We start from the raw sequence: 19,381 nt of genomic DNA, 5'->3' as shown, positions 1-19,381 counted from the left end.
GTCCGGGCGTATCTGCTTATCTGCTGAAGAAGCGGTACAGGAAGGTGACCACCTGGGCCCGGGTGCAGGTGAGCATGGGGGAGAAGGTGGTGGCGCTGGTGCCGGTGGTGATATCCTCCTCAACGGCCCACTTCACCGGGTACCAGAAGAAGTCGCCCCGGTCCACGTCGGTAAAGGCCATGGATCCGGAGAGCTGCTTGAGGGGGAAGTCGGCCCGCCACAGGAAGGTGACCACCTCCGAGCGGGTGCACACTGCGTTGGGGGAGAAGGTGGTGGGGGTGGAGCCGGTGGTGATGCCGTTCTCCGCCGCCCACAGCACCGCGTCATGGTAGAAGGCACCCGTCGGCACATCCCGGAAGGGGTTCTCGGCGGAGGAGGCGGACACCTCGTCCAGACCCAGAGCCCGCCACAGCAGGGTGACCACCTCGGAGCGGGTGCAGGCCCGGTCGGGGGAGAAGGTGTCCGGGCCTGTGCCCGAGGTGACCCCGTTTTCCACCGCCCACTGGACCGCGTCGTAGTACCAGCCCCCGGCGGGCACGTCCCGGAAGGCGCCGGAGGAGGCCGCCTCGCCGTTGGTGACGTCGCTGGTGGGCTTGATGATGGTGTCCCCGTCCTCCAGAACGTACTGCTGCCCGTCAGCGTCGGCGTCCACGTCCAGGGCGATGGTCAGGTCCTTCAGGGCCACGCCGGAGAACAGCACCTCCCGGCACAGGGCGCTGTTGGCGTCCAGCTCCAGAACGGTGATGTCCGCCGTGCCCGAGCCGTAGACCTCCACCGTCCAGTCGCCGCTGGTGAGGAGCACGGTGGTCTGGCCGTCCGCGCACTCCAGCTGGAGGCCGTCGGCCTTTTTCACGGTGGAGATAACGCCGCCCCGGATGGTGGCAACCACGTCGCCGCTGCTGCTCCTGATCTGGGCGTTGGCAGAGGAGGCAAAGGTGACCATCTTGCCGCTGGCGTCAAAGTCGCGGATGGAGTTGAGGGTGCCCGCCTCCAGCCAGGCCAGGTAGTGGGCGGGCTCATGGGCCCGGCCAATGGCATCCAGCATGTACAAAGAGATGAGGTTGTCGGGCAGCAGCGGCAGCAGGACGGAGATGGACAGCCCGTTGGCCATCGCCTCTTCTGCGGAGTACAACGGCTCCTCTGTACCGTAGTAAGCCCGCAGGCTCTGCTGAATCAGGTCGGAATACCGGTCGTTGTAGGCGCTGCGGCTGCCTACCACCATACCCAGGGAGAAGATGAACCGCTGGATCGCGGCGGGCTGAATCGTATAGGTGACGGGTTTATGGTCATCCAGGTCAATGCCGGAGAGCTTTTCAAACTCGTCCTTGCGGGACGCAGGCAGGGTGGAGGGGAAGGTGAGGGTGGTGCCATGGCGGCCGAAGCCCCACTTGCTCAGGGGCACACAGGGCACCACGTCGGCGGCACTGATGATGGAGAACAGTCCGCGGCAGGCCTTGGGGGAGGTGGTGCAGTTGGGGGCGGCGAACACATAGGCGTAGAGGTTGTCGCTGTCGATTTTGGAGGACATGGCCTGGGCCAGCAGATTGCAGGTGGCGCCGGAGCGGCTGTACCCGGTCATCCACAGCTTCACGTCCCCGGAGAACTGGTACAGGTCCTTCAGTCCGGCGATGTAGTCCTCCAGCTCGGCCTGGACCGCCTTGGCGGCGGCGGAGAAGCCGGCGTGGTCGCCGCTGGTGCCCACGTTGAAGTTGTCCGCCCACTCGGCGCCGTAGCCGCCGCCCCGCAGCACCACGGCCACCACCACGTCCTGGCCGATCTGCCTGCTGGCAAAGCCGTAGGCCACCTTGGAGGAGTAGTCGGTGAGGGCGGTGTTGTAGTTGTGGAACTCCGCGTTGCCGAAGCCGATGTCGGAGAAGAGCCGCTGGAGGTTGAGGGCCCGGCGCAGGTCGTGCTCGGGCAGCTCCTCGGTGTACAGGTTCTGCCGGGAGTAGCCCGCCATGGCCAGCTTCAGGGTCATGATGGCCAGGTCGCTGTGGTAGGCGCTGTTGTCGTAGGAGAAGAAGTCGTCGCTGTAATAGAAGGAGTAGGAGGCGGGGTCCCCGTTGGCGTTGGAGTACTCAAAGGTGCCCCGGACAGTATTGTCCACATTGGCGGGGATGTACCGGAACCGGACGCCCTCCATGCTGCACTGGAGCTCTGCGGGGGTGCGGACGTAGCCGGTGACCACCAGCTTGGAGTTGAAGCCCCTCAGGGCGTACTCGCCGATGGCCTGGAGGTCGGGGCCGCACCGGATGTCCGTCAGCTCGGTGCACCAGGCAAAGGCCTGCTGGCCGATGCTGATAACGTGGGTCAGGTCGATGGAGGTGAGGGAGGAGCAGCCGTTGAAGGCGTGGTCTCCCACCACGGTCAGACAGTCGGGCAGGGTGACGCTGGTCAGCTTTTTACAGTCCTGGAAGGCGCCGGTGCCGATCATGACCACCGGGCAGCCCTCCAGTTGGGCGGGGATGACCACATTCACCGCCGTCTCCCGGCAGTCGGTGATGACGGCCTTGCCGTTTACAATCTCGTAGGACAGGTCGTCGCTGACGCCGGGCGGGTCCTCCGCCTTGACGGTCAGGCCCTCGGCGTTATAGCTGCCGGTCTTGCCCTGGTAGCAGGCCTGGACGGTGTAGGTATAGGTGGCCCCGATGATGACCGCCCGGTCGGTGTAGGAGCCGCCGGAGCTGCCGGACACGGTGGCGATTTTCTGGTAGCTGCTGCCGCTGCCCGACTTGCGCAGGATGTTGAAGCTGTCCACGGTGTGGGTCTGGCCGGGGACGGTGAGGGGCAGGGTCCAGGTCACGGTCACCGCCTTGTTGGCAAACTCCGCCTTGTCCAGAACGGGGGTGGGGATGGTGCCGGAGGAGGGCTGGGTGGTGGAGCCGCCGCCGGAACCGCTGTCGGGGAGGTTCATGCTCTGAAGGACGGGGTAGGGGTAGCTGCCGCTGCCCATGGTCCAGACGCTGTCAAAGTCAAAGCCGCTGAAGCTGGAGGAGGAGCCCATCTGGCTCTCACTCAGGCCGCGGACGTTGACCAGATAGTCCTCTACATAGTTCTCGGGGAGCAGGGGCACGGTGTCGCCCGGGCGCACCAGGCCAAAGCAGTTCTCCAGGTCCCAGGGCCAGCCGCCCAGAGAGGCGAACTTGGAGGTTCCGTCGTAGTCTCTCCCCATATTGAGGGCGGTGATCCGGCCTGTGTTATAGCAATTCCGGGCCAGGCGGGGACCCTCGCCGGCCAGGCCGCCCACCTTGCAGCAGCCATCGGCGAAGATGTCGCCGCAGTTGAAGCAGTCGTACAAGCCCTCGCTGTTGGAGAGCAGGCCGCCCACCTTGCTGGCCCGGCTGTTGTCGGAGCCTTTCGTGGTATCCGTGACAGAGATATCCGCGGCATTCATACAGCGGGTAAGATCGGGCCCCGGGGAGGCGGAGCAGTTGATAATACCGGCCACGTTGGCCTCCGGGCCCTGGTATGTGATGGAGCCCCAGTTCTGGCAGTCGATAAGCTCGCCATAGCCGTTTCCGCAGATGCCGCCGATGCTGGCCTTCTTCTGGGTTACAGCCCGGATATTGCCCATATGGATGCAGCCGTTAATGGTGAGCGTGTCAGAAATGCCGACAATCCCGCCTATGATGGAACTGAGATAGTCGGAGACAATATCGCCCTTCATCCAGCAATATTCTACTGTCAGATTACCATTAAGGCCCTGCCCTACAATTCCGCCCATGGTGCAGGAGGATAAACTGACGAAAGCTGGAGGTTGAAGGTCGTGAATATTCCCGGAGAAATAGCAATTTGAGACCACTGGGAGGCCGAGAGAAGAGCGGAGCTCCCCCACAATGCCGCCGATGGGCGAGAGATTGTACACCGTTATGTCCGGATAGATGGTGGCATTTTCCACGCCCACATTCCGGACGGTCCCGTCTTTGACCGAGTCGAACAGACCTCCGCAGCCATTGAGGCCGGTGATGACGTGACCGTTGCCCTCAAAAATGCCGGTAAAGGGGTAGGTGGAGCACAGGGGCTTCCACTGATAGCCGGACAGGTCGATGTCGGCCATCAGGATATAGTTGTCGTTGGGGGCATCCGAAATAGCCAGCAGGTCGGAGGCGGTGTATATGCCGGTGTACCCGGCGGGGACCTTGGTGACCTGGGACACGGGCACCAGAAAGTCGTCCAGCACCGGCGCGGTGGGCTTGAGGGAGCCTGCCGCCTGCGCCTCCGGCGCCAGTGTGCTCAGCGGAGAAAAGAGCCCCGCCATCAGCGCCAGGGTCAAAAGCCAGCTGATACACCTGTTTCTGTTCAATCTTCTCCCTCCTCTTTCCTTCATCTTTCTACTTTCCCTCCCAATATTCCCGGTAGCGGCGCTCGTTTTCCTCTTCCTCCTGCTTGATGGCCTGCTGGATGAGGTCCACCATCTGGGCCTCATAGGTGATATCAAACAGGGTCCGCTCCTGCTTCTCCGGCTCCTTCCGGGGGTCGTAGGTGCCGTTGGCGGCGGCCCGGATGGACTTTTCATCGTTGTTACCTATCATCCAGACAACCACTAGGAAGAGCACCGGCAGAAAGCCGGGGAGTATCTGGGCCACCAGACTGCGGGTGGTGCCCTCCACGCCGTTCAGGCTCACACTCTGATAAATACCGGCCGGAATCAGCCCTACAAACCAACCGGGCACAAAGCTGCCCAGCGTCCGGCGGAGACAGAAGCACAGCGCCGCCGAAGACGGATAACCCTTGCCCCATTTGGGGGAGCGGCGGGTCAGCCGCCGGAAGGTCCGGCCCCACACCGCTGCCAGCAGCACCAGCGAGACGAAGAAGAGGACCAGCAGAGCGGGCCGCCAGCCCTTCTCCCAAAAGATCATGCCGCAGTTGTACCACATCAGGAAGAAGAACACCGCCAGCCCCTCCAGAAAGAGAATGGTGGCGGGAAAGCGCTTCTTGTGGGGCGCCCTGGCGGCGGGGATGCCCAGAGAGGAATAGACGGCCTGCTCTATCCCGTAGCAGACCAGATAGACCACAAAGACGCCGATGGGGATGGAAAAAGTCCAATTTTTTATGATCCAGTTGAGCATAACTGCACCTCTTAAATCAATGTACGGGCCAGTTCCTCCAGAACCGCCGCAGTCTCGTCCCCACTCAGGACCTCTTCGCCGTCCGGCAGATGGAGGAGCCACTGGTGGAAGGCCCTGCACAGGTTGGGCTCACGCAGCTGCACCGAGCAGAAGCCCCGCTGCAGCGGGAACCGCTCCGTGGTGAAAAAGCCGATTCCCGAGCGCTGAGAGGTGGTCATGCTCAGGTAATCGGGGAACACGCCCGGGAAAAAGATACGGCCTGTAATATCGCCGGAGCGGATGCGCTCCGCCAGCGCGGTCATCAGCCAGCGGCGCTGCTCCGGGGAGAAGGGCAGGACAAAGGCGGTGGGGAAGTCGTCCAGCGCGCCGCTGGCGGCAAAGCGCTCCAGACCCGACCGGGTGAAGAGCGTGTAGAAATGCTCCGCCGTGCGCAGCTTGGCAAAACGCTTGCGGGCCACCTGGGCCAGACGCTCATAGAAGGACGGGTCGGCGCGGAGCTGGGTCGCAATGAGGGACTCGTCGTAGAAGCGGCCGAAGCAGGGCTGGTCCATCACCATGTAAAACCCGTCATTGTCGGTGCAGCCGTCATAGGAGGCCAGGATCTCCACTGGGTCGCTGGTGTATTGAATCAGGTTATAGCAGCGGGAGAGGAGGGACTGGAAGTGCCGCCGGTAGCAGCTGACCTGGTCCTCGCCCTGGAGGAGCATGGCCTGCTCGCCGTCCTCCGAAATGCAGACCACACAGCTGTGTGTCACCAGAAAATAGGGGAAGGGATCGGTATAGCGGGCGGCCACCGTGTTGTCGTAATAGTAGTAAGGGTGATAGGTCCGCCGGGAGAGCAGGCAGATGGGAAGGATGCAGCAGAAGCACTCCAGATTGTGCAGGCTGATGTCCTCCGCCGTGCCGGAGGCGTCAAAGGCGATGATCTGGCGGACCTCTCCGCTCATGCGTCCATCCAGATAGCGGCGCAGCAGCTCTCCGCTGAGGAAGGTGTCGGTGGGCGGCACGGTAAGGGCGATTTGCGGGTCATCCCCGGTCAGCTCCTGGGCGAGAACCATCCGGAGCAGGGGCTGCACATTGGTGACGCCGGAGAAGATGGAGCGCCTGGCGGCGTATTGGGGCAGGTCCATCAGGAGCTGACTCTCCTCAAAGGCGGGGGTCACAAAGTCCAGCGCCGCCAGATCGGCAAACAGTTTGCCCACCAGGCCCCGGGCTCTGCGGATGCCCTCCTTTTCAAACTGGGCGTCATAATAGGCCCGCAGCCGCTGGCCTTCGCCGGGGGTCAGCCGCAGGTGGTAGATCAGGGCGTCTAGGGCGTCGTAGGGCAGCACCCGCTGTCCCGTCAGAGCCTTGGAGAGGGCAGTGCGCTCCACACCCGACAGCCGGGACAGGGCGGACACGGTCATTTTCTTGGCCTGCAGCAGGTCCCGCAGGTATTTACTGAACAGCAACAAGGGCGTCGCCTCCTGGTATGAGTTGGTAAAATAAAGTAAATTTAGTATAGCATAAATTTTTTGCAAGGGGTGTGCACAGAAAGAAACGTTTTGGCGCACAGATTTTTGCACAGCGAATCGGGGTGCTTCCCGGGGCATTGCAGCTGGAACAGCCGGACCAAATATGCTATAATAGCCGCAGAAAACCCAGGCGGCCTCTGCCGCCTGCCGTGTAATGAGACCGCCCCGTCCGGGACGGAGAAGGGAAGGGGAGCTTACCTTGAAAATTGTCTATTTCAGTCCCAACGATACCACGAGACAGGTCACGGTGGCGGCGGCGGCCGCCATGGAGCCCGGCGGGGAGCAGATTGACCTGCTGAAGGCGCCGCTGACGGAGGAGGTGTCCGTGGGCGCGGAGGAGATGCTGGTGGTGGGCATGCCGGTGTATGCGGGCCGGATTCCCGGCCTGTGCCTGTCCTCCCTGGCCTGCCTGAAGGGCCACGGCGGCCCGGCGGCGGCCATTGCGGTGTATGGCAACCGGGACTATGACGACGCCCTGCTGGAGCTGACCGACCTGCTGGAGGCCCAGGGCTTCCGTGTGGTGGGTGCCGGGGCCTTTATCGCCAAGCACTCCATCTTCCCCACCGTGGCCGCCGACCGGCCCGACGAAAAGGACCTGGAGGCCATCGCCGCCTTTGGCCGGGAGTGCCAGGCCCGGCGGGGCCTGTTCTCCGACAGCCACCCCGGCGAGATCCTGGTGAAGGGCAACCGGCCCTACAAGAAGCCGGGTTCGGCCTCCTTCCGGCCCGCCGGTGACAAGACCTGCACCAACTGCGGCGCCTGCGCCGCCATCTGCCCCACCAAGTCCATTGACCCGGCGGACCCCACCAAGACCAGAGAGGATACCTGCCTGGCCTGTGCGGCCTGCATCCGGGTGTGTCCCACCGGAGCCAGGGCCTTCCGCGGCGTGGCCTACCAGACCGCCCGCAAGGCCTTTGAGCTCAAGTGCGCCCCCTACCGCCTGCCCGAGACCTTCTACCGGGCGTAAGGAGACGGCATGGAACAACAGACGCTGCATATCACGCCCATCGGCGTGCTGCACAAGGATGAGCACGGCGTCCGGGTGGAGCTGGAGCCCACCTACGCCCCCGGCCTGCTGGGCCTGGAGCTGTACAGCCATGTCCACATCCTCTGGTGGTTCCACCGCCGGGACAATCAGGAGGACCGGAGCAGACTCCAGGTCCGGCCGCCCCACCGGGGCACACCGGGACCCATGGGGGTCTTTGCCAGCCGGTCCCCAAGCCGCCCCAACCCCATCGCCCTGTCCACCGGACGCATCCTGGCTGTGGACAGAGAGCGGGGTGTGATTACCCTGGACTGGAGCGACGCGGAGGACGGCACGCCTGTGCTGGACATCAAGCCCTACTCCTCCGGCCTGGACCGGGTGATGGAGACGGAGGAGCCCTACTGGCACGCCGACTGGCCCCACACCTATGAGGAGGCCAGAGTCCGGGGAGAGTGAGCCCCAAAGAATAAAGCGGTCCGCCCCCAGCAGGGGGCGGACCGCTTGTTTGTTTCAGACAGCAATCAGAAGGGACGGGTGCCCTCTCCGGGCATCTGCCACTCGTTGGCGGGCCGGGGCTCGCCGGCAGAGACGGCGCAGTAGTACCGGGCCAGAGTACCGGTGTAGTACCCCTTGAGCCAGATGGTAAGGGGCAGAGGCAGCAGGAAGGACAGCACCTCCCCGGCCCAAAGACCGGCGGTGAGGGCACTCAGGCTGCCCGAGGTGAGGAAGAAGCCGCAACCCAGGCCGATGCATACGCCGGACACCAGCAGAGAGAGCGCAGTGGACAGGATGCTCCAGCCCAGGAAGGACAGGATCAGCTTGAAGAGTTCTCCATAGCGGGCAAAGAGCAGTCTGCGGCTGCGGCGCACCGCCTCCAGGGGGCCGGCATCAGGCTGATCCGCCAGGCAGAAGGGGGCCATGGTGTACCGCAGGGTGAGGAACAGGATGAGCAGCGCGGCGGCGATAAAGACCACAAGGAGCACCACATAAAACAGCATAATCTGGTTGGACAGCAGCACAGCGGAGCCGTCGGCCGACACGCCCACTACAAACAGGGTCATCAGGAAGGACATGGCCAGGGTCACCGGCACCAACACCAGCACCGCCCAGCACAGGGAGAAGGCCAGGACAATCAGGTTCATCACAATGACCCGGCCCGTCATGCCGAAGCCGCCCAGCAGGTCGCCGAAGGAGGTCTCCTCCCCGCGGCTGCGCCGGAGGGTGTAGCCGTAGTAGCCGAAACTGAGGACCACAGTGTAGAGCTGGAGGAGAATCTGAAGGAAAAACACGGGCACCGCCACCGGCGAGCTGGAAGCGCTCAGGGCGTTCATCAGGAGCTGCGGGTCATCGGTGGTGAGCAGGGTGGCCAGCAGGTCCCGGGTATAGGTCACCGAATTTCCAAGGATCAGGTTGAGCAGCAGAAGCAGGCCGGTGGTGAGCAGAAGATAGACCAGCGTCACCTTCCATACCCTGGGCCGGGCGGTGCGCAGGTCCTGGCGGGCTGCCCGCTTCAGTTCCCGGCGGTTGACAGGCACAGGCGTGCCGAACATGGTTGAATTGTACATGAGCGGATTCCTCCTCTCCCGGATGTGAGCATCATACCATACCCGCAGCCCAAATGCAAATGGACAGAGAAAACCGGCGGGCAGCTGGGCTGCCCGCCGGTGCAGGTGTCGATAAACTCTTCGGCCAAAGGTTTCGGAGGGAAAGATAGTGTGAAAGAAAACCGTCAGGGTTGTCTTTCGCGTGCAATTAAACCACTTTTTCAAACTTTTAAAAAGTTTGAAAAAGTGCAGCAGCCTGTCGAAAAAACTTTTTCGACAGGCTGAACCGGCGGGCAGCTGGGCTGCCCGCCGGTGGAAAAGTACGGATTTTATTCGCCCGCCAGTTTGGACAGGAGCATCTCCACATCCCGCTCCCGGACGGGACGGGGGTTGTCCTTCACAAAGCGGTCGTTGAGGGCGGCCCGGACGATGTCGCCCCGGACGGCCTTGAACTTGTCCATATCCGCGCCGCATTCCCGCAGGGTGGCGGGCACGTTGATGGTCTGCATCAGCCGCTCCACCTCGGTGATCAGGTTGGTCACGCCCAGCCGCACCGTGGGGGCGGGGAGGTAGAGGAGCTTGGCGATGTGCTGATATTTTCTGGCCGCCAGGGTAAAGCCGGCGGGGTTCTGCAGGTCGGCGTTGAAGGCCAGCACATGGGGCAGCAGCATGGCGTTGAGCCTGCCGTGGGACACATGGAGCTGGCCGCCCACTGCGTGGGCAATGGAGTGGCACACGCCCAGGCCCGCCGAGTTGAAGGCCAGACCGGCCATACAGGAGGCATTGTGCATCCGCTCACGGGCGTGGAGGTCGGAGCCGTCCAGGGCGGCGATGGGCAGGAAGCGGAAGGTGAGGGCGATGGACTTCTCAGCCAGGGCGTCGGTAAAGTCGCTGGCGGCGTTGGCCACGTGGGCCTCCAGCGCGTGGGTGAGCACGTCCATACCCGTGTCCGCGGTGACCGAAGGAGGCGCGGAGAGCACCAGCTCCGGGTCCAGAATGGCGATGGGGGGACGCAGCTCCCGGCTGACCAGGGGGTACTTGACGCCCTGATCCGTATCCGTGATGACGGCGGCCTCGGTGACCTCGGAGCCGGTGCCGCTGGTGGTGGGGATGGCGAAGCACTCCTCAACCTGGACGCCGTTCTCCATCTTTCCGGCCACTGCCCGGATGGCCTTGGCCGCGTCGATGGGAGAGCCGCCGCCCAGGGCGATCATCACCTCGGCCTTGCAGTCCAGCAGGACCTTCACACCCTGGGAGACCACATGAATAGAGGGGTCCGGGGTGACGTCGCTGAAAATGGTGAGCTGACAGTCGGTCAGGTGAGAAGCCACCCGCTCCGCTGTGCCCGACTGGGCCATATACCGGTCGGTGACCATCATGACCCGCTTGTTCTTTACCTGCGCCAGGCGCTCCAGAGCGCCCTCGCCGAAAAAGATTCTGGTGCTGAAACTGAATTCCCGCATAGCCGGCCCCTCCTGAAGTATTTGACATTATGGATATTTTAACAAAAGACGGAGAGAAGCACAAGGGAATATTGTACGGTATTTCGTCCTGTGGTGCTGTAAAGGGGGGATTGCGCCGGAGGGACGGGTCTGGTATAGTGGGGAAAGAAACACAGAGGCGCCCCGGCGGCCGGGGCGGATGGAGGTGTGCCCATGGAGCGCAATGAGATCATGGAAAGCCTGTACAGACGCAAGTCGGTGCGGGCCTATACGGACGAGCCGGTGCCCGAGGCGCTGAAGCGGGCGGTGCTGGAGGCGGCCTGCCAGGCGCCGTCGGCGGGCTGCCAGCAGCTGTACACCATACTGGACGTCACCGACCAGGCGCTGAAGGACGCCCTGGCCGTCACCTGCGACAACCAGCCCTTTATTGCCAGGGCGCCGGTGGTGCTGGTGTTCTGCGCCGACTGCCGCAAGTGGTACGACGCCTATGTGGAGGCGGGGTGCACGCCCCGCCGGCCCGGTGCGGGCGACATGCTCCTGGCCATTACCGACGCGGCCATTGCCGCCCAGAACGCGGTGGTGGCGGCTGAGAGCCTGGGCCTGGGGTCCTGCTATATCGGGGACATTCTGGAGCGGTATGAGGACCACCGCCGCCTGCTCTCCCTGCCCGAGTGGGTGCTGCCCGCGGTGATGCTGGTGCTGGGCTGGCCCACAGAGCAGCAGAAGGCACGGCCCAAGCCGGAGCGGTGCGCCATGGAGCACATTGTCCACGAGAACCGGTACCGCCATATGGACGGCGGTGAGCTGCGGGCCATGCTGGAGCGCCGGGCGGGGGACAAGGGCTTTGAGGCGTGGGTGCAGGCCTTCTGCGCCCGGAAGTACAACAGTGATTTTTCCAGGGAAATGACCCGCTCTGCGGAGCGGTACCTGGCGGATTTAGGCGAAAAGGAGGAAAATCCATGATTCATATCTACTGCGGAGACGGAAAGGGAAAGACCACCTGTGCCTTTGGCCTGGCCCTGCGTGCGGCGGGCCGGGGGAGAAAGGTGGTCATCGCCCAGTTCCTCAAGAGCGGGGACAGCGGCGAGCGGGACGCCATCGCCCGGGTGCCCGGCGTGACGCTGCTGCCTGCCCCGGAGCAGGTGAAGTTCACCTTCCAGATGAATGAGGAGGAGAAGGCGGCCTGCGCCGTGCAGCTGAAGAGTACCCTGGAGCGGGTGTCCCAGCTGGCGAAGGCGGGGGACTGCGGTCTGGTGGTGCTGGACGAGTGCTGCGCCGCGGTGTCCACCGGGCTGCTGCCTCTGGCGGATGTGCTCTCCTTCCTGGACGGCGCACCGGAGGACCTGGAGGTGGTCATCACCGGCCGGGACCCGGACCCCGCCCTGGTGGAACGGGCCGACTACATCACCGAGATGAAAAAAATCCGCCACCCCTTTGACAAGGGCGTGGCCGCCCGGAAGGGCATCGAGTGGTAAAAGACAGAGTGTGCGCGCCGGGCGGAAGCCCGGCGCGCTTTTTGTCTTTCATAGATGGAAAAATGGATAATTTGGAATATAAAACCGCACAAATGAATTGGCTAAAAAAGAAATAAAAATAACATTTCATACAATAACAAAAACAGGAAAACGAAAGAAATGACCAAAAAGTGTATTCTTTAAAGTCAAAAAACCAGGTAAATTTTCAGTCAGATAAAATATTGCATAATTTATACAATGAAACCTTGAAAAGTTTTGACAAAATGATATAATGATTTCCATTAAGGGGAAATCAGGCAGCGGCAGCCTGCGCGTCTTTCGGGGAGAACCTGTCGTCCCCTCCGGAAGGACAGACACCACGCTTGCATCCCCATCCCGCTAAGGAGGAAGTATACATGGCACATAAGTACGTCTATCTCTTTTCCGAGGGCAATGGCTCTATGCGTGAGCTGCTGGGCGGCAAGGGCGCCAACCTGGCCGAAATGACCAATCTGGGCATGCCTGTGCCCCAGGGCTTCACCGTTACCACCGAGGCCTGCACTCAGTATTATAATGACGGCCGCCAGATCAACGAGGAGATCCAGGCTCAGATCTATGAGTACCTGGGCAAGATGGAGGAGATCTGCGGCAAGAAGTTTGCCGATCCCGAGAACCCCCTGCTGGTCTCCGTCCGCTCCGGCGCCCGCGCCTCCATGCCCGGCATGATGGACACCATCCTGAACCTGGGCCTGAACGACGTTGTGGTGGAGGGCCTGGCCAAGTTCACCAACAACCCCCGCTTCGCCTACGACTCCTACCGCCGGTTCATCCAGATGTTCTCCGACGTGGTTATGGAGCTGTCCAAGAAGCGCTTTGAGGAGATCATCGACGACGTCAAGGCCAAGAAGGGCGTCAAGCAGGACGTGGAGCTGGACACCGACGACATGAAGAACCTGGTCGTCCTGTTCAAGGAGTTCTACAAGAAGGAGAAGGGCGAGGACTTCCCCCAGGATCCCAAGGTCCAGCTGATGGAGGCCGTCAAGGCCGTGTTCCGCTCCTGGGACAACCCCCGCGCCAATGTGTACCGCCGCATGAACGAGATCCCCTACGACTGGGGTACTGCCGTCAACGTCCAGTCCATGGTCTTCGGCAACTCCGGCAACAACTCCGGTACCGGCGTGGCCTTTACCCGCAACCCCGCCACCGGTGAGAAGGCTCTGTTCGGCGAGTACCTCATCAACGCCCAGGGCGAGGACGTGGTCGCCGGCGTGCGCACCCCCTCTCCCATCAGCAAGCTCCACGAGGAGATGCCCGAGGTGTACGACCAGTTCGCCGACATCGCCAACCGCCTGGAGCAGCACTACAAGGACATGCAGGACATGGAGTTTACCATTGAGAACGGTAAGCTGTACATGCTCCAGACCCGTAACGGCAAGCGCACCGCCGCCGCCGCCCTGAAGGTGGCCGTGGACCTGGTGGACGAGGGCATGATCGACGAGAAGGAAGCCGTCTGCCGCGTGGAGCCCAAGCAGCTGGACGCCCTGCTGCACCCCACCTTTGACGCCGAGGCCCTGAAGAAGGCCCAGGCTGTGGGCAAGGGCCTGGCCGCCTCTCCCGGCGCCGCCTGCGGCCGCGTTGTCTTCACCGCTGAGGAGGCCAAGGAGTGGCACGCCCGCGGTGAGAAGGTGGTCCTGGTCCGTCTGGAGACCTCTCCCGAGGATATCGAGGGCATGCAGGTCGCTCAGGGCATCCTGACCGTCCGCGGCGGCATGACCTCTCACGCCGCCGTGGTGGCCCGCGGCATGGGCACCTGCTGCGTGTCCGGCTGCGGCGACATCGTGGTGGACTATGAGAACAAGAAGTTCACTCTGGCCGGCAAGGAGTATCACGAGGGCGACTACATCTCCCTGGACGGCTCCACCGGCAACATCTACGGCGAGGCCATTGCCACCGTGCCCGCCGATCCCGGCTCCGGCTACTTCGGCCGCCTGATGGGCTGGGCTGACAAGTACCGCCAGCTGAAGGTGTACACCAACGCCGACACTCCCAGAGACGCCAAGCAGGCCCGTGCCTTCGGCGCCCAGGGCATCGGCCTGTGCCGCACCGAGCACATGTTCTTCGAGGAGACCCGTATCAAGGCCATGCGCGAGATGATCGTGGCCGACAATACCGAGGACCGCAAGAAGGCCCTGGCCAAGATCATGCCCTATCAGCAGGGCGACTTCGAGGGCCTGTACGAGGCCATGGAGGGCAACCCGGTTGTCATCCGCTTCCTGGATCCCCCGCTGCACGAGTTCCTGCCCACCAAGGAGGAGGACATCAAGGAGATCGCCGGCGACCTGGGCATCACCGTTGAGCACCTGAAGGACGTCATCGCCTCCCTCCACGAGTTCAACCCCATGATGGGTCACCGCGGCTGCCGTCTGGCCGTCTCCTACCCCGAGATCGCCGAGATGCAGACCACCGCTGTCATCAACGCTGCCATCAACGTCCAGAAGAAGCACCCCGACTGGACCATGGTGCCTGAGATCATGATCCCCCTGGTGGGCGAGGTCAAGGAGCTCAAGTACGTCAAGGACGTGGTGGTTGCCACCGCCGACGCCATCATCAAGGCTTCCGGCATCGACATGAAGTATGAGGTCGGCACCATGATCGAGATCCCCCGCGCCGCCCTCACCGCCGACGAGATCGCCACCGAGGCCGAGTTCTTCTCCTTCGGCACCAACGACCTGACTCAGATGACCTTCGGCTTCTCCCGCGACGACTCCGGCAAGTTCCTGAGCTACTACTATGAGAAGAAGATCTACGAGTCCGATCCCTTCGCTCACCTGGATCAGAAGGGCGTCGGCAAGCTGGTGAAGATGGCTGCCGAGCTGGGCCGCAAGACCCGGCCCTCCATCCACCTGGGCATCTGCGGCGAGCACGGCGGCGATCCCACCAGCGTGGAGTTCTGCCACAAGGTGGGCCTGAACTATGTCTCCTGCTCCCCCTACCGCGTGCCCATCGCCCGTCTGGCCGCCGCCCAGGCCGCCATCAAGAACCCCCGGTAAATCAACCGGAGCAACGGCGAAAACCCTATCCAAATGAACAGGCGCACCGCTCAAAAACGGTGCGCCTGTTTTGCAACTGGCCAAGTTCTGACGCGAGAGGAGGAAAGAGAGCATGGACGAGAATCTCAGCAACATCATCGTACTCAACGACGAGAACGGAAACGCGGTTCGGTTTGAGTTCCTGGACCTGATTGAATATGACGCGGAGGAGTATGTCGTTCTGCTGCCGGAGAGCGGAGACGGGGAAGTGGTCATCCTCCAGGTGGACCACACGGATCCGGACAGCGAGGAGGAGAACTACCTGGGCGTTGAGGATGAAGAGACGCTGCAGGCTGTGTTCGGCATCTTCAAGGAGAAGTACAAGGACGAGTTTGAGTTTGCCGACGAGGAATAAGCTGTCCATGTGAGCACGGGAGACTCTCGGCATACAGCCGGGACTGTCTGCCACAGCAAAAAGACGCGCACCGCTGTCAGGCGGTGCGCGTCTTTTGTATTTGCGTTTGTGCTTGCTGCCGGATAGAAGGACAGAATCCGAGCGATTGCGTCAGAGCGGCTGCTCTGCTTTGGGCGCGGGCAGAAAACGGATGGCCACCAGATGGTGAAAGAGCGCCGCGAAGGCCAGACCGAATGTCACACCCAGAAGGGTGTCCGCGATACGCAGGACCACAGCGCCCTGGATTCCGTATATCCCGGCGCCCAGCATCAGGGCGCCCAGGCAGTTCATTGCCGTCTTGTACCGGTAATCCGTGCAGAAGCCCAGGCACAATCCGCCCAGTGGCCCCAGCAGCGGACGCAGGGCTTCCGGTACAATCAGATACAGGACAAAAAAGATACAGGAACCCGCCACAGCTCCGGCGATTCTCTGCCGGAAACGGGGGAAGGTATTGCCGGAATAGGGGTATTCCGACAGCAGGGACGCACAGGCAAAGCCCATCCACATAAACCGCTCCACGCCAAAGACCTGCCCGGCCGTCAGGACCAGGCTGACACCCAGCGCCATGCGCAGCTGCCACAGGCAGACTGGTTGAGACAGATCAAACCTCCGCACCACATGATGAAACCGGACCTCACGGTGCTGATGCCGGTGCTTGGCAAACAGGATTGCACCGCAGAGCAGATAGCCAACCAGCGCCAGGAGGCCGCGGCGAATCAGGGCCTCACCGGTGACGGGATTGCCCGTAAGATAGATGTATGCAAAGCTGTACAGGCCGCCGTTTCCCATCTCAGGCCGCTGGGTGGTCATATAGAGAAGGGCAAAAAGCTGACAAAGTGGAGCGGAATCAGGAAAACCGGCGGAACCACTGCCGCCGCACTGGGCGACAGTACCAGAATAGCCAGCGCAGCCGCCAGAGTGAAGAGTGAGTCCCCAATGCAGTACTCAAAATTGACAAAACGGATACCCAGCATGATGCAGAACAGCGCCACGGCCAGCGGGGTGTTGTCAGAGCCGAACACACTGGACAGCAGGCTTATGAATACGATGGCAAAGGCCACAATCAATGCAGAACGTGCGGCAATGGCCGTCCAGTAATACAGCTTTTCCTGCCTTGTGCCGCAGGCGGCAATTTTACGCTTGAGGATGGCAGGGTCCAGCTGCAGCGCGTCATAAAATTTCATTTTCGTTGTTTTCATGCCCTTTCTCAATATGTGCGGCAAGCTTATCCGCATAGTACATAAACATCTCAAAATCCTTGCCGGAACTCCGCCACAGGTCATAAAAAGGCTGCAAAATGCTCTCGTATCCCTTTTTCAACTCTGCACGGCCGGCCTCGGTGATGGATAGCTGGTAGCTCCGCTCATCGGCTGCATTCCGCTGTTTGGATATGCAGTTTTTTTCGTAGAGGGTTTTCAGGCAGCGGCTCACCGCTTCCTTTTTCATTCCGGTTCCCTGACTGAGCAGAACAGGGGTGTTCTGCTCAGGCCGCAGGTACAGATGTGCCAGAAGTTCACATTCACTGACAGTCAGCGCAGATTTGCGCTCAGGCAGCAGAGAACGCATGATTTTTTGCATTTGCTGCTGATAGTGAACCATGTCTGTCCACTCCATATGGTTCTCCTCTCTATATAATTAACTTTGTTAATCATATGCCGCAAAATCTTTTTGTCAATAGGGTAATAAAACAGCGTCACATGGGAAAAAGAGAACCGGAAGACAAAAGACGCGCACCGCCTGTCCGCGGTGCGCGTCTTTTGTGCTCGTAATTAAAGATAGCTGTCCGGCATGAGGATTTCGTAGTTCACCATGCTCTCCAGCACACTGCGGCAGGCGGCCTCATCCTGCAGGCGGAGGGCCTCGTACAGCTTGCGGTGGGTGGAGAGAGAGGCCACAAACTTGCCCTGCTCCTGGTTCTGCTCATAGCGGGCCTTCCGGGTGCGGATAATCTCCCGCATATAGTCCACCATCAGATTCCTCATGGTCATATAGGTGAGCTGGAAAAGTTTATTGTGGGACATTTCGCAGATCTTCATATGGATTTCAAAGTCCTTCTCAGCTAGGGCGGTCCAAAGCGCCTCAGAATCACCGCTCTCATCCTGATTGTAGAGGGACTCATATGCCTCGCAGAGGCCGGCCAGCTCAGCCAGCTCCTCCTCCGTGCGGTTATGGGCGGCCAGAACGGTGAACCCGGTCTCCACATGGAGCCGGAAGTCCTTGATATCCCCCATCATGGAAGGGGAGAAGATAAGGCTGGAAATATTGTCGATGTACTGCTGAAAATTGAAATCCTTGACATAGGAGCCCTCGCCCACTCTGGTCTCCAGAAGCTCCATGGCATTGAGCTTCTGAATGGCCAGCCGGACGGTCAGACGGCTGGTACCGTATTCCTCGGCCAGATCGTTTTCCGAGGGGAGCTTGTCCCCGGGCCGGTAGTCGCCATTTATAATGGAGTCCCGAATAAACTCGCAGACCTGGTCCACCAGGTTACGCTTCACTACTTTTTTTGCCATTGCTGTACTCCCTGCCTCATATATACAGATTGGGGAAAATGTGCTCTGTCTGCTTATTATACAATAGACAGCGGCGCTTTTCCAGTAAAAAACCCCAGAGACGCAGACGGGGTTGACCGATGCGCCTCTGGGGCAGGAGGGAGCACAATCTCCGGCAGAAGGGATATTACTGGATGACTACCTTACGGCACTTCTCCATCTCCTCCTTGGTCAGCTCCTGGCCGATGCCGGGCAGCTCGGGAACCTTGAAGCGGCCGTTGACAGGCTCGTAGTCATACAGGCAGGTGTTGGTGCAGATGGGCTGAATGGCGCCCACGTGGTGCTCGTGGATGACAAAGTTGGGGATAACCGCCTCCAGCTGGAGAGCGGCAGCGGTGGCGATGGGGCCGCCGCAGACATGGAGCTGGACGCCGATGTCGTAGGTGTGGGCGGCGTCGCAGATCTTTTTGCACTCGGTAAAGCCGCCGGTGTTGCACATGTCGGGCTGTACGATGGAGAGAGAGCGGTCCTCAAAGAACTGACGGAAGCCCCAGCGGGTGTAGCTGCGCTCACCGGTGGCCAGAGGAATGTCAATCTTGGACTGGATGGTCTTGAACAGCGCCGGATTCAGGGGCTGGGTGGGCTCCTCCATGTACATGATGCGGTATTTCTGGATGCTCTGGCCCAGCTCCACAGAGGTATTGGCGTCCAGCAGGGAGTGGAGCTCGATGATGATGTCCAGGTCCTCGCCGCCCGCCTCACGGATGGCGGCCACGCGCTCGGTGGCCAGACGCAGATCGGCGTGGCGGAAGGCGCCTCTGTGGTGGCAGCCCTGGGTGGCCATGGACAGGCCCTCCATGGGGTTGAAGACAGGGTCCACCTTGACGGCGTCAAAGCCGGCCTCCATGCACTTCTTGGTGGCGTTGTAGTAGTCCTCGGGGGTGCGCATGATGCCGGGCAGGTTTACCGAGCCGGCGATCTCGCCCGCGTTGTCCACGCCCCAGCCGAACTGGATCTGGGAGGCGTAGGTGCGCAGGTTGTCGTTGGTCTTTCCGCCCAGCAGCTGGTAGACGGGCACGCCGAACTTTTTGCCCTTGATGTCCCAGCAGGCGATGTCGATGGCGGACATGGCGCCCACCTCAACGGCGCCGCCGCCCATGCCCCAGAAGGTATGGCGGTGGAGGTGGTCCCAGATCTCCTCGGTGTTCATGGGGTCCATGCCCAGAATCAGCTTGGCGTAGTCCTGGCACTGACCGAAGGCGGCCTCAGCGCTGTTGCCGTAGGCCAGGCCGGACTCACCAAAGCCGCTGATGCCCTCATCGGTATTGATTTTGACCACGATGGCGTAGCCCTTGAATACTTCCACACTGGTGATTTTCATTGCAAAGACTCCTTTTC

Annotated in this window: 16 protein-coding genes; 6 read left to right on the top strand and 10 right to left on the bottom strand. The window is 61.6% G+C overall.

The genetic code is table 11. The features are described from left to right. Positions 1-16: 16 nt before the first annotated feature. From ACOX7T_RS10505 to ACOX7T_RS10495, 3 genes are read right to left on the bottom strand one after another with little or no spacing between them, the layout of a single operon-like run. Positions 17-4,303 (bottom strand): S-layer homology domain-containing protein, encoded by a 4,287-nt coding sequence (locus ACOX7T_RS10505; RefSeq protein ID WP_433442519.1) that lies wholly within the window; start codon positions 4,301-4,303, stop codon positions 17-19. Between the two features lie 28 nt (positions 4,304-4,331). Next, positions 4,332-5,069: a hypothetical protein gene (locus tag ACOX7T_RS10500; protein WP_433442517.1), complete on the bottom strand. Its 738-nt coding sequence runs from the start codon at positions 5,067-5,069 to the stop codon at positions 4,332-4,334. A gap of 11 nt (positions 5,070-5,080) precedes the next feature. Continuing rightward, entirely contained in the window at positions 5,081-6,523 is a 1,443-nt protein-coding gene (locus tag ACOX7T_RS10495; protein WP_433442515.1) for a helix-turn-helix domain-containing protein, read from the bottom strand. 259 nt (positions 6,524-6,782) lie between these two features. Here ACOX7T_RS10495 and ACOX7T_RS10490 point away from each other — a divergent pair, with 259 nt between their 5' ends. Both ACOX7T_RS10490 and tsaA read left to right on the top strand, forming a co-directional pair. Continuing rightward, positions 6,783-7,550, top strand: coding sequence for a 4Fe-4S binding protein (locus ACOX7T_RS10490; protein WP_433442513.1), 768 nt, complete (start codon positions 6,783-6,785; stop codon positions 7,548-7,550). A 9-nt stretch (positions 7,551-7,559) separates the two neighbouring features. After that, a complete protein-coding gene (gene tsaA, locus ACOX7T_RS10485) occupies positions 7,560-8,024 on the top strand; it encodes a tRNA (N6-threonylcarbamoyladenosine(37)-N6)-methyltransferase TrmO (protein WP_433442511.1) in 465 nt (154 codons plus the stop codon). 65 nt (positions 8,025-8,089) lie between these two features. Here tsaA and ACOX7T_RS10480 read toward each other — a convergent pair whose 3' ends face one another. Together ACOX7T_RS10480 and ACOX7T_RS10475 are read right to left on the bottom strand one after the other, a co-directional pair. After that, positions 8,090-9,133 (bottom strand): DUF975 family protein, encoded by a 1,044-nt coding sequence (locus tag ACOX7T_RS10480; protein WP_433442509.1) that lies wholly within the window; start codon positions 9,131-9,133, stop codon positions 8,090-8,092. Between the two features lie 308 nt (positions 9,134-9,441). After that, on the bottom strand, positions 9,442-10,575 hold the full coding sequence (locus ACOX7T_RS10475) for a 1-propanol dehydrogenase PduQ (RefSeq protein ID WP_433442507.1): 1,134 nt from the start codon (positions 10,573-10,575) through the stop codon (positions 9,442-9,444). A gap of 192 nt (positions 10,576-10,767) precedes the next feature. Between ACOX7T_RS10475 and ACOX7T_RS10470 the strand changes: the two genes are divergently transcribed. The 4 genes from ACOX7T_RS10470 to ACOX7T_RS10455 all read left to right on the top strand — a co-directional run bounded on the left by ACOX7T_RS10470 (position 10,768) and on the right by ACOX7T_RS10455 (position 15,452). Then, positions 10,768-11,517 (top strand): nitroreductase family protein, encoded by a 750-nt coding sequence (locus ACOX7T_RS10470; RefSeq protein WP_433442505.1) that lies wholly within the window; start codon positions 10,768-10,770, stop codon positions 11,515-11,517. Then, positions 11,514-12,029, top strand: coding sequence for a cob(I)yrinic acid a,c-diamide adenosyltransferase (locus ACOX7T_RS10465; protein WP_433442503.1), 516 nt, complete (start codon positions 11,514-11,516; stop codon positions 12,027-12,029). Before ACOX7T_RS10470 ends, ACOX7T_RS10465 begins: the two co-directional genes overlap by 4 nt. A 395-nt stretch (positions 12,030-12,424) precedes the next feature. Beyond that, positions 12,425-15,058, top strand: a complete 2,634-nt coding sequence (gene ppdK / locus ACOX7T_RS10460) for a pyruvate, phosphate dikinase (protein ID WP_433442501.1) — start codon at positions 12,425-12,427, stop codon at positions 15,056-15,058. A 112-nt stretch (positions 15,059-15,170) separates the two neighbouring features. After that, on the top strand, positions 15,171-15,452 hold the full coding sequence (locus ACOX7T_RS10455; protein ID WP_433442499.1) for a DUF1292 domain-containing protein: 282 nt from the start codon (positions 15,171-15,173) through the stop codon (positions 15,450-15,452). 150 nt (positions 15,453-15,602) lie between these two features. On the opposite strand, the gene ACOX7T_RS10450 is transcribed toward ACOX7T_RS10455, so the two are convergent. The 5 genes from ACOX7T_RS10450 to ACOX7T_RS10430 form a co-directional block, all read right to left on the bottom strand. Then, the gene (locus ACOX7T_RS10450; protein ID WP_433442497.1) at positions 15,603-16,280 is read right to left on the bottom strand and encodes an FUSC family protein; all 678 of its coding nucleotides are present in this window, start codon (positions 16,278-16,280) and stop codon (positions 15,603-15,605) included. A 17-nt stretch (positions 16,281-16,297) separates the two neighbouring features. After that, on the bottom strand, positions 16,298-16,675 hold the full coding sequence (locus ACOX7T_RS10445; protein WP_433442495.1) for a hypothetical protein: 378 nt from the start codon (positions 16,673-16,675) through the stop codon (positions 16,298-16,300). Continuing rightward, positions 16,662-17,090, bottom strand: coding sequence for a MarR family winged helix-turn-helix transcriptional regulator (locus tag ACOX7T_RS10440; RefSeq protein WP_433442493.1), 429 nt, complete (start codon positions 17,088-17,090; stop codon positions 16,662-16,664). Before ACOX7T_RS10440 ends, ACOX7T_RS10445 begins: the two co-directional genes overlap by 14 nt. Before the next feature lie 170 nt (positions 17,091-17,260). Further along, entirely contained in the window at positions 17,261-18,004 is a 744-nt protein-coding gene (locus ACOX7T_RS10435) for a FadR/GntR family transcriptional regulator (RefSeq protein WP_433442491.1), read from the bottom strand. Positions 18,005-18,170: 166 nt separating this feature from the next. Further along, on the bottom strand, positions 18,171-19,364 hold the full coding sequence (locus ACOX7T_RS10430) for a mandelate racemase/muconate lactonizing enzyme family protein (protein ID WP_433442489.1): 1,194 nt from the start codon (positions 19,362-19,364) through the stop codon (positions 18,171-18,173). Positions 19,365-19,381: the final 17 nt, after the last annotated feature.

Origin of the sequence: Pseudoflavonifractor sp. (assembly GCF_050943825.1) — a bacterium.
Taxonomy (GTDB): Bacteria; Bacillota; Clostridia; order Oscillospirales; family Oscillospiraceae; genus Pseudoflavonifractor.
Note: the sequence above shows the minus strand (reverse complement) of the source record. Positions and strands in the feature narration are given on the sequence as shown.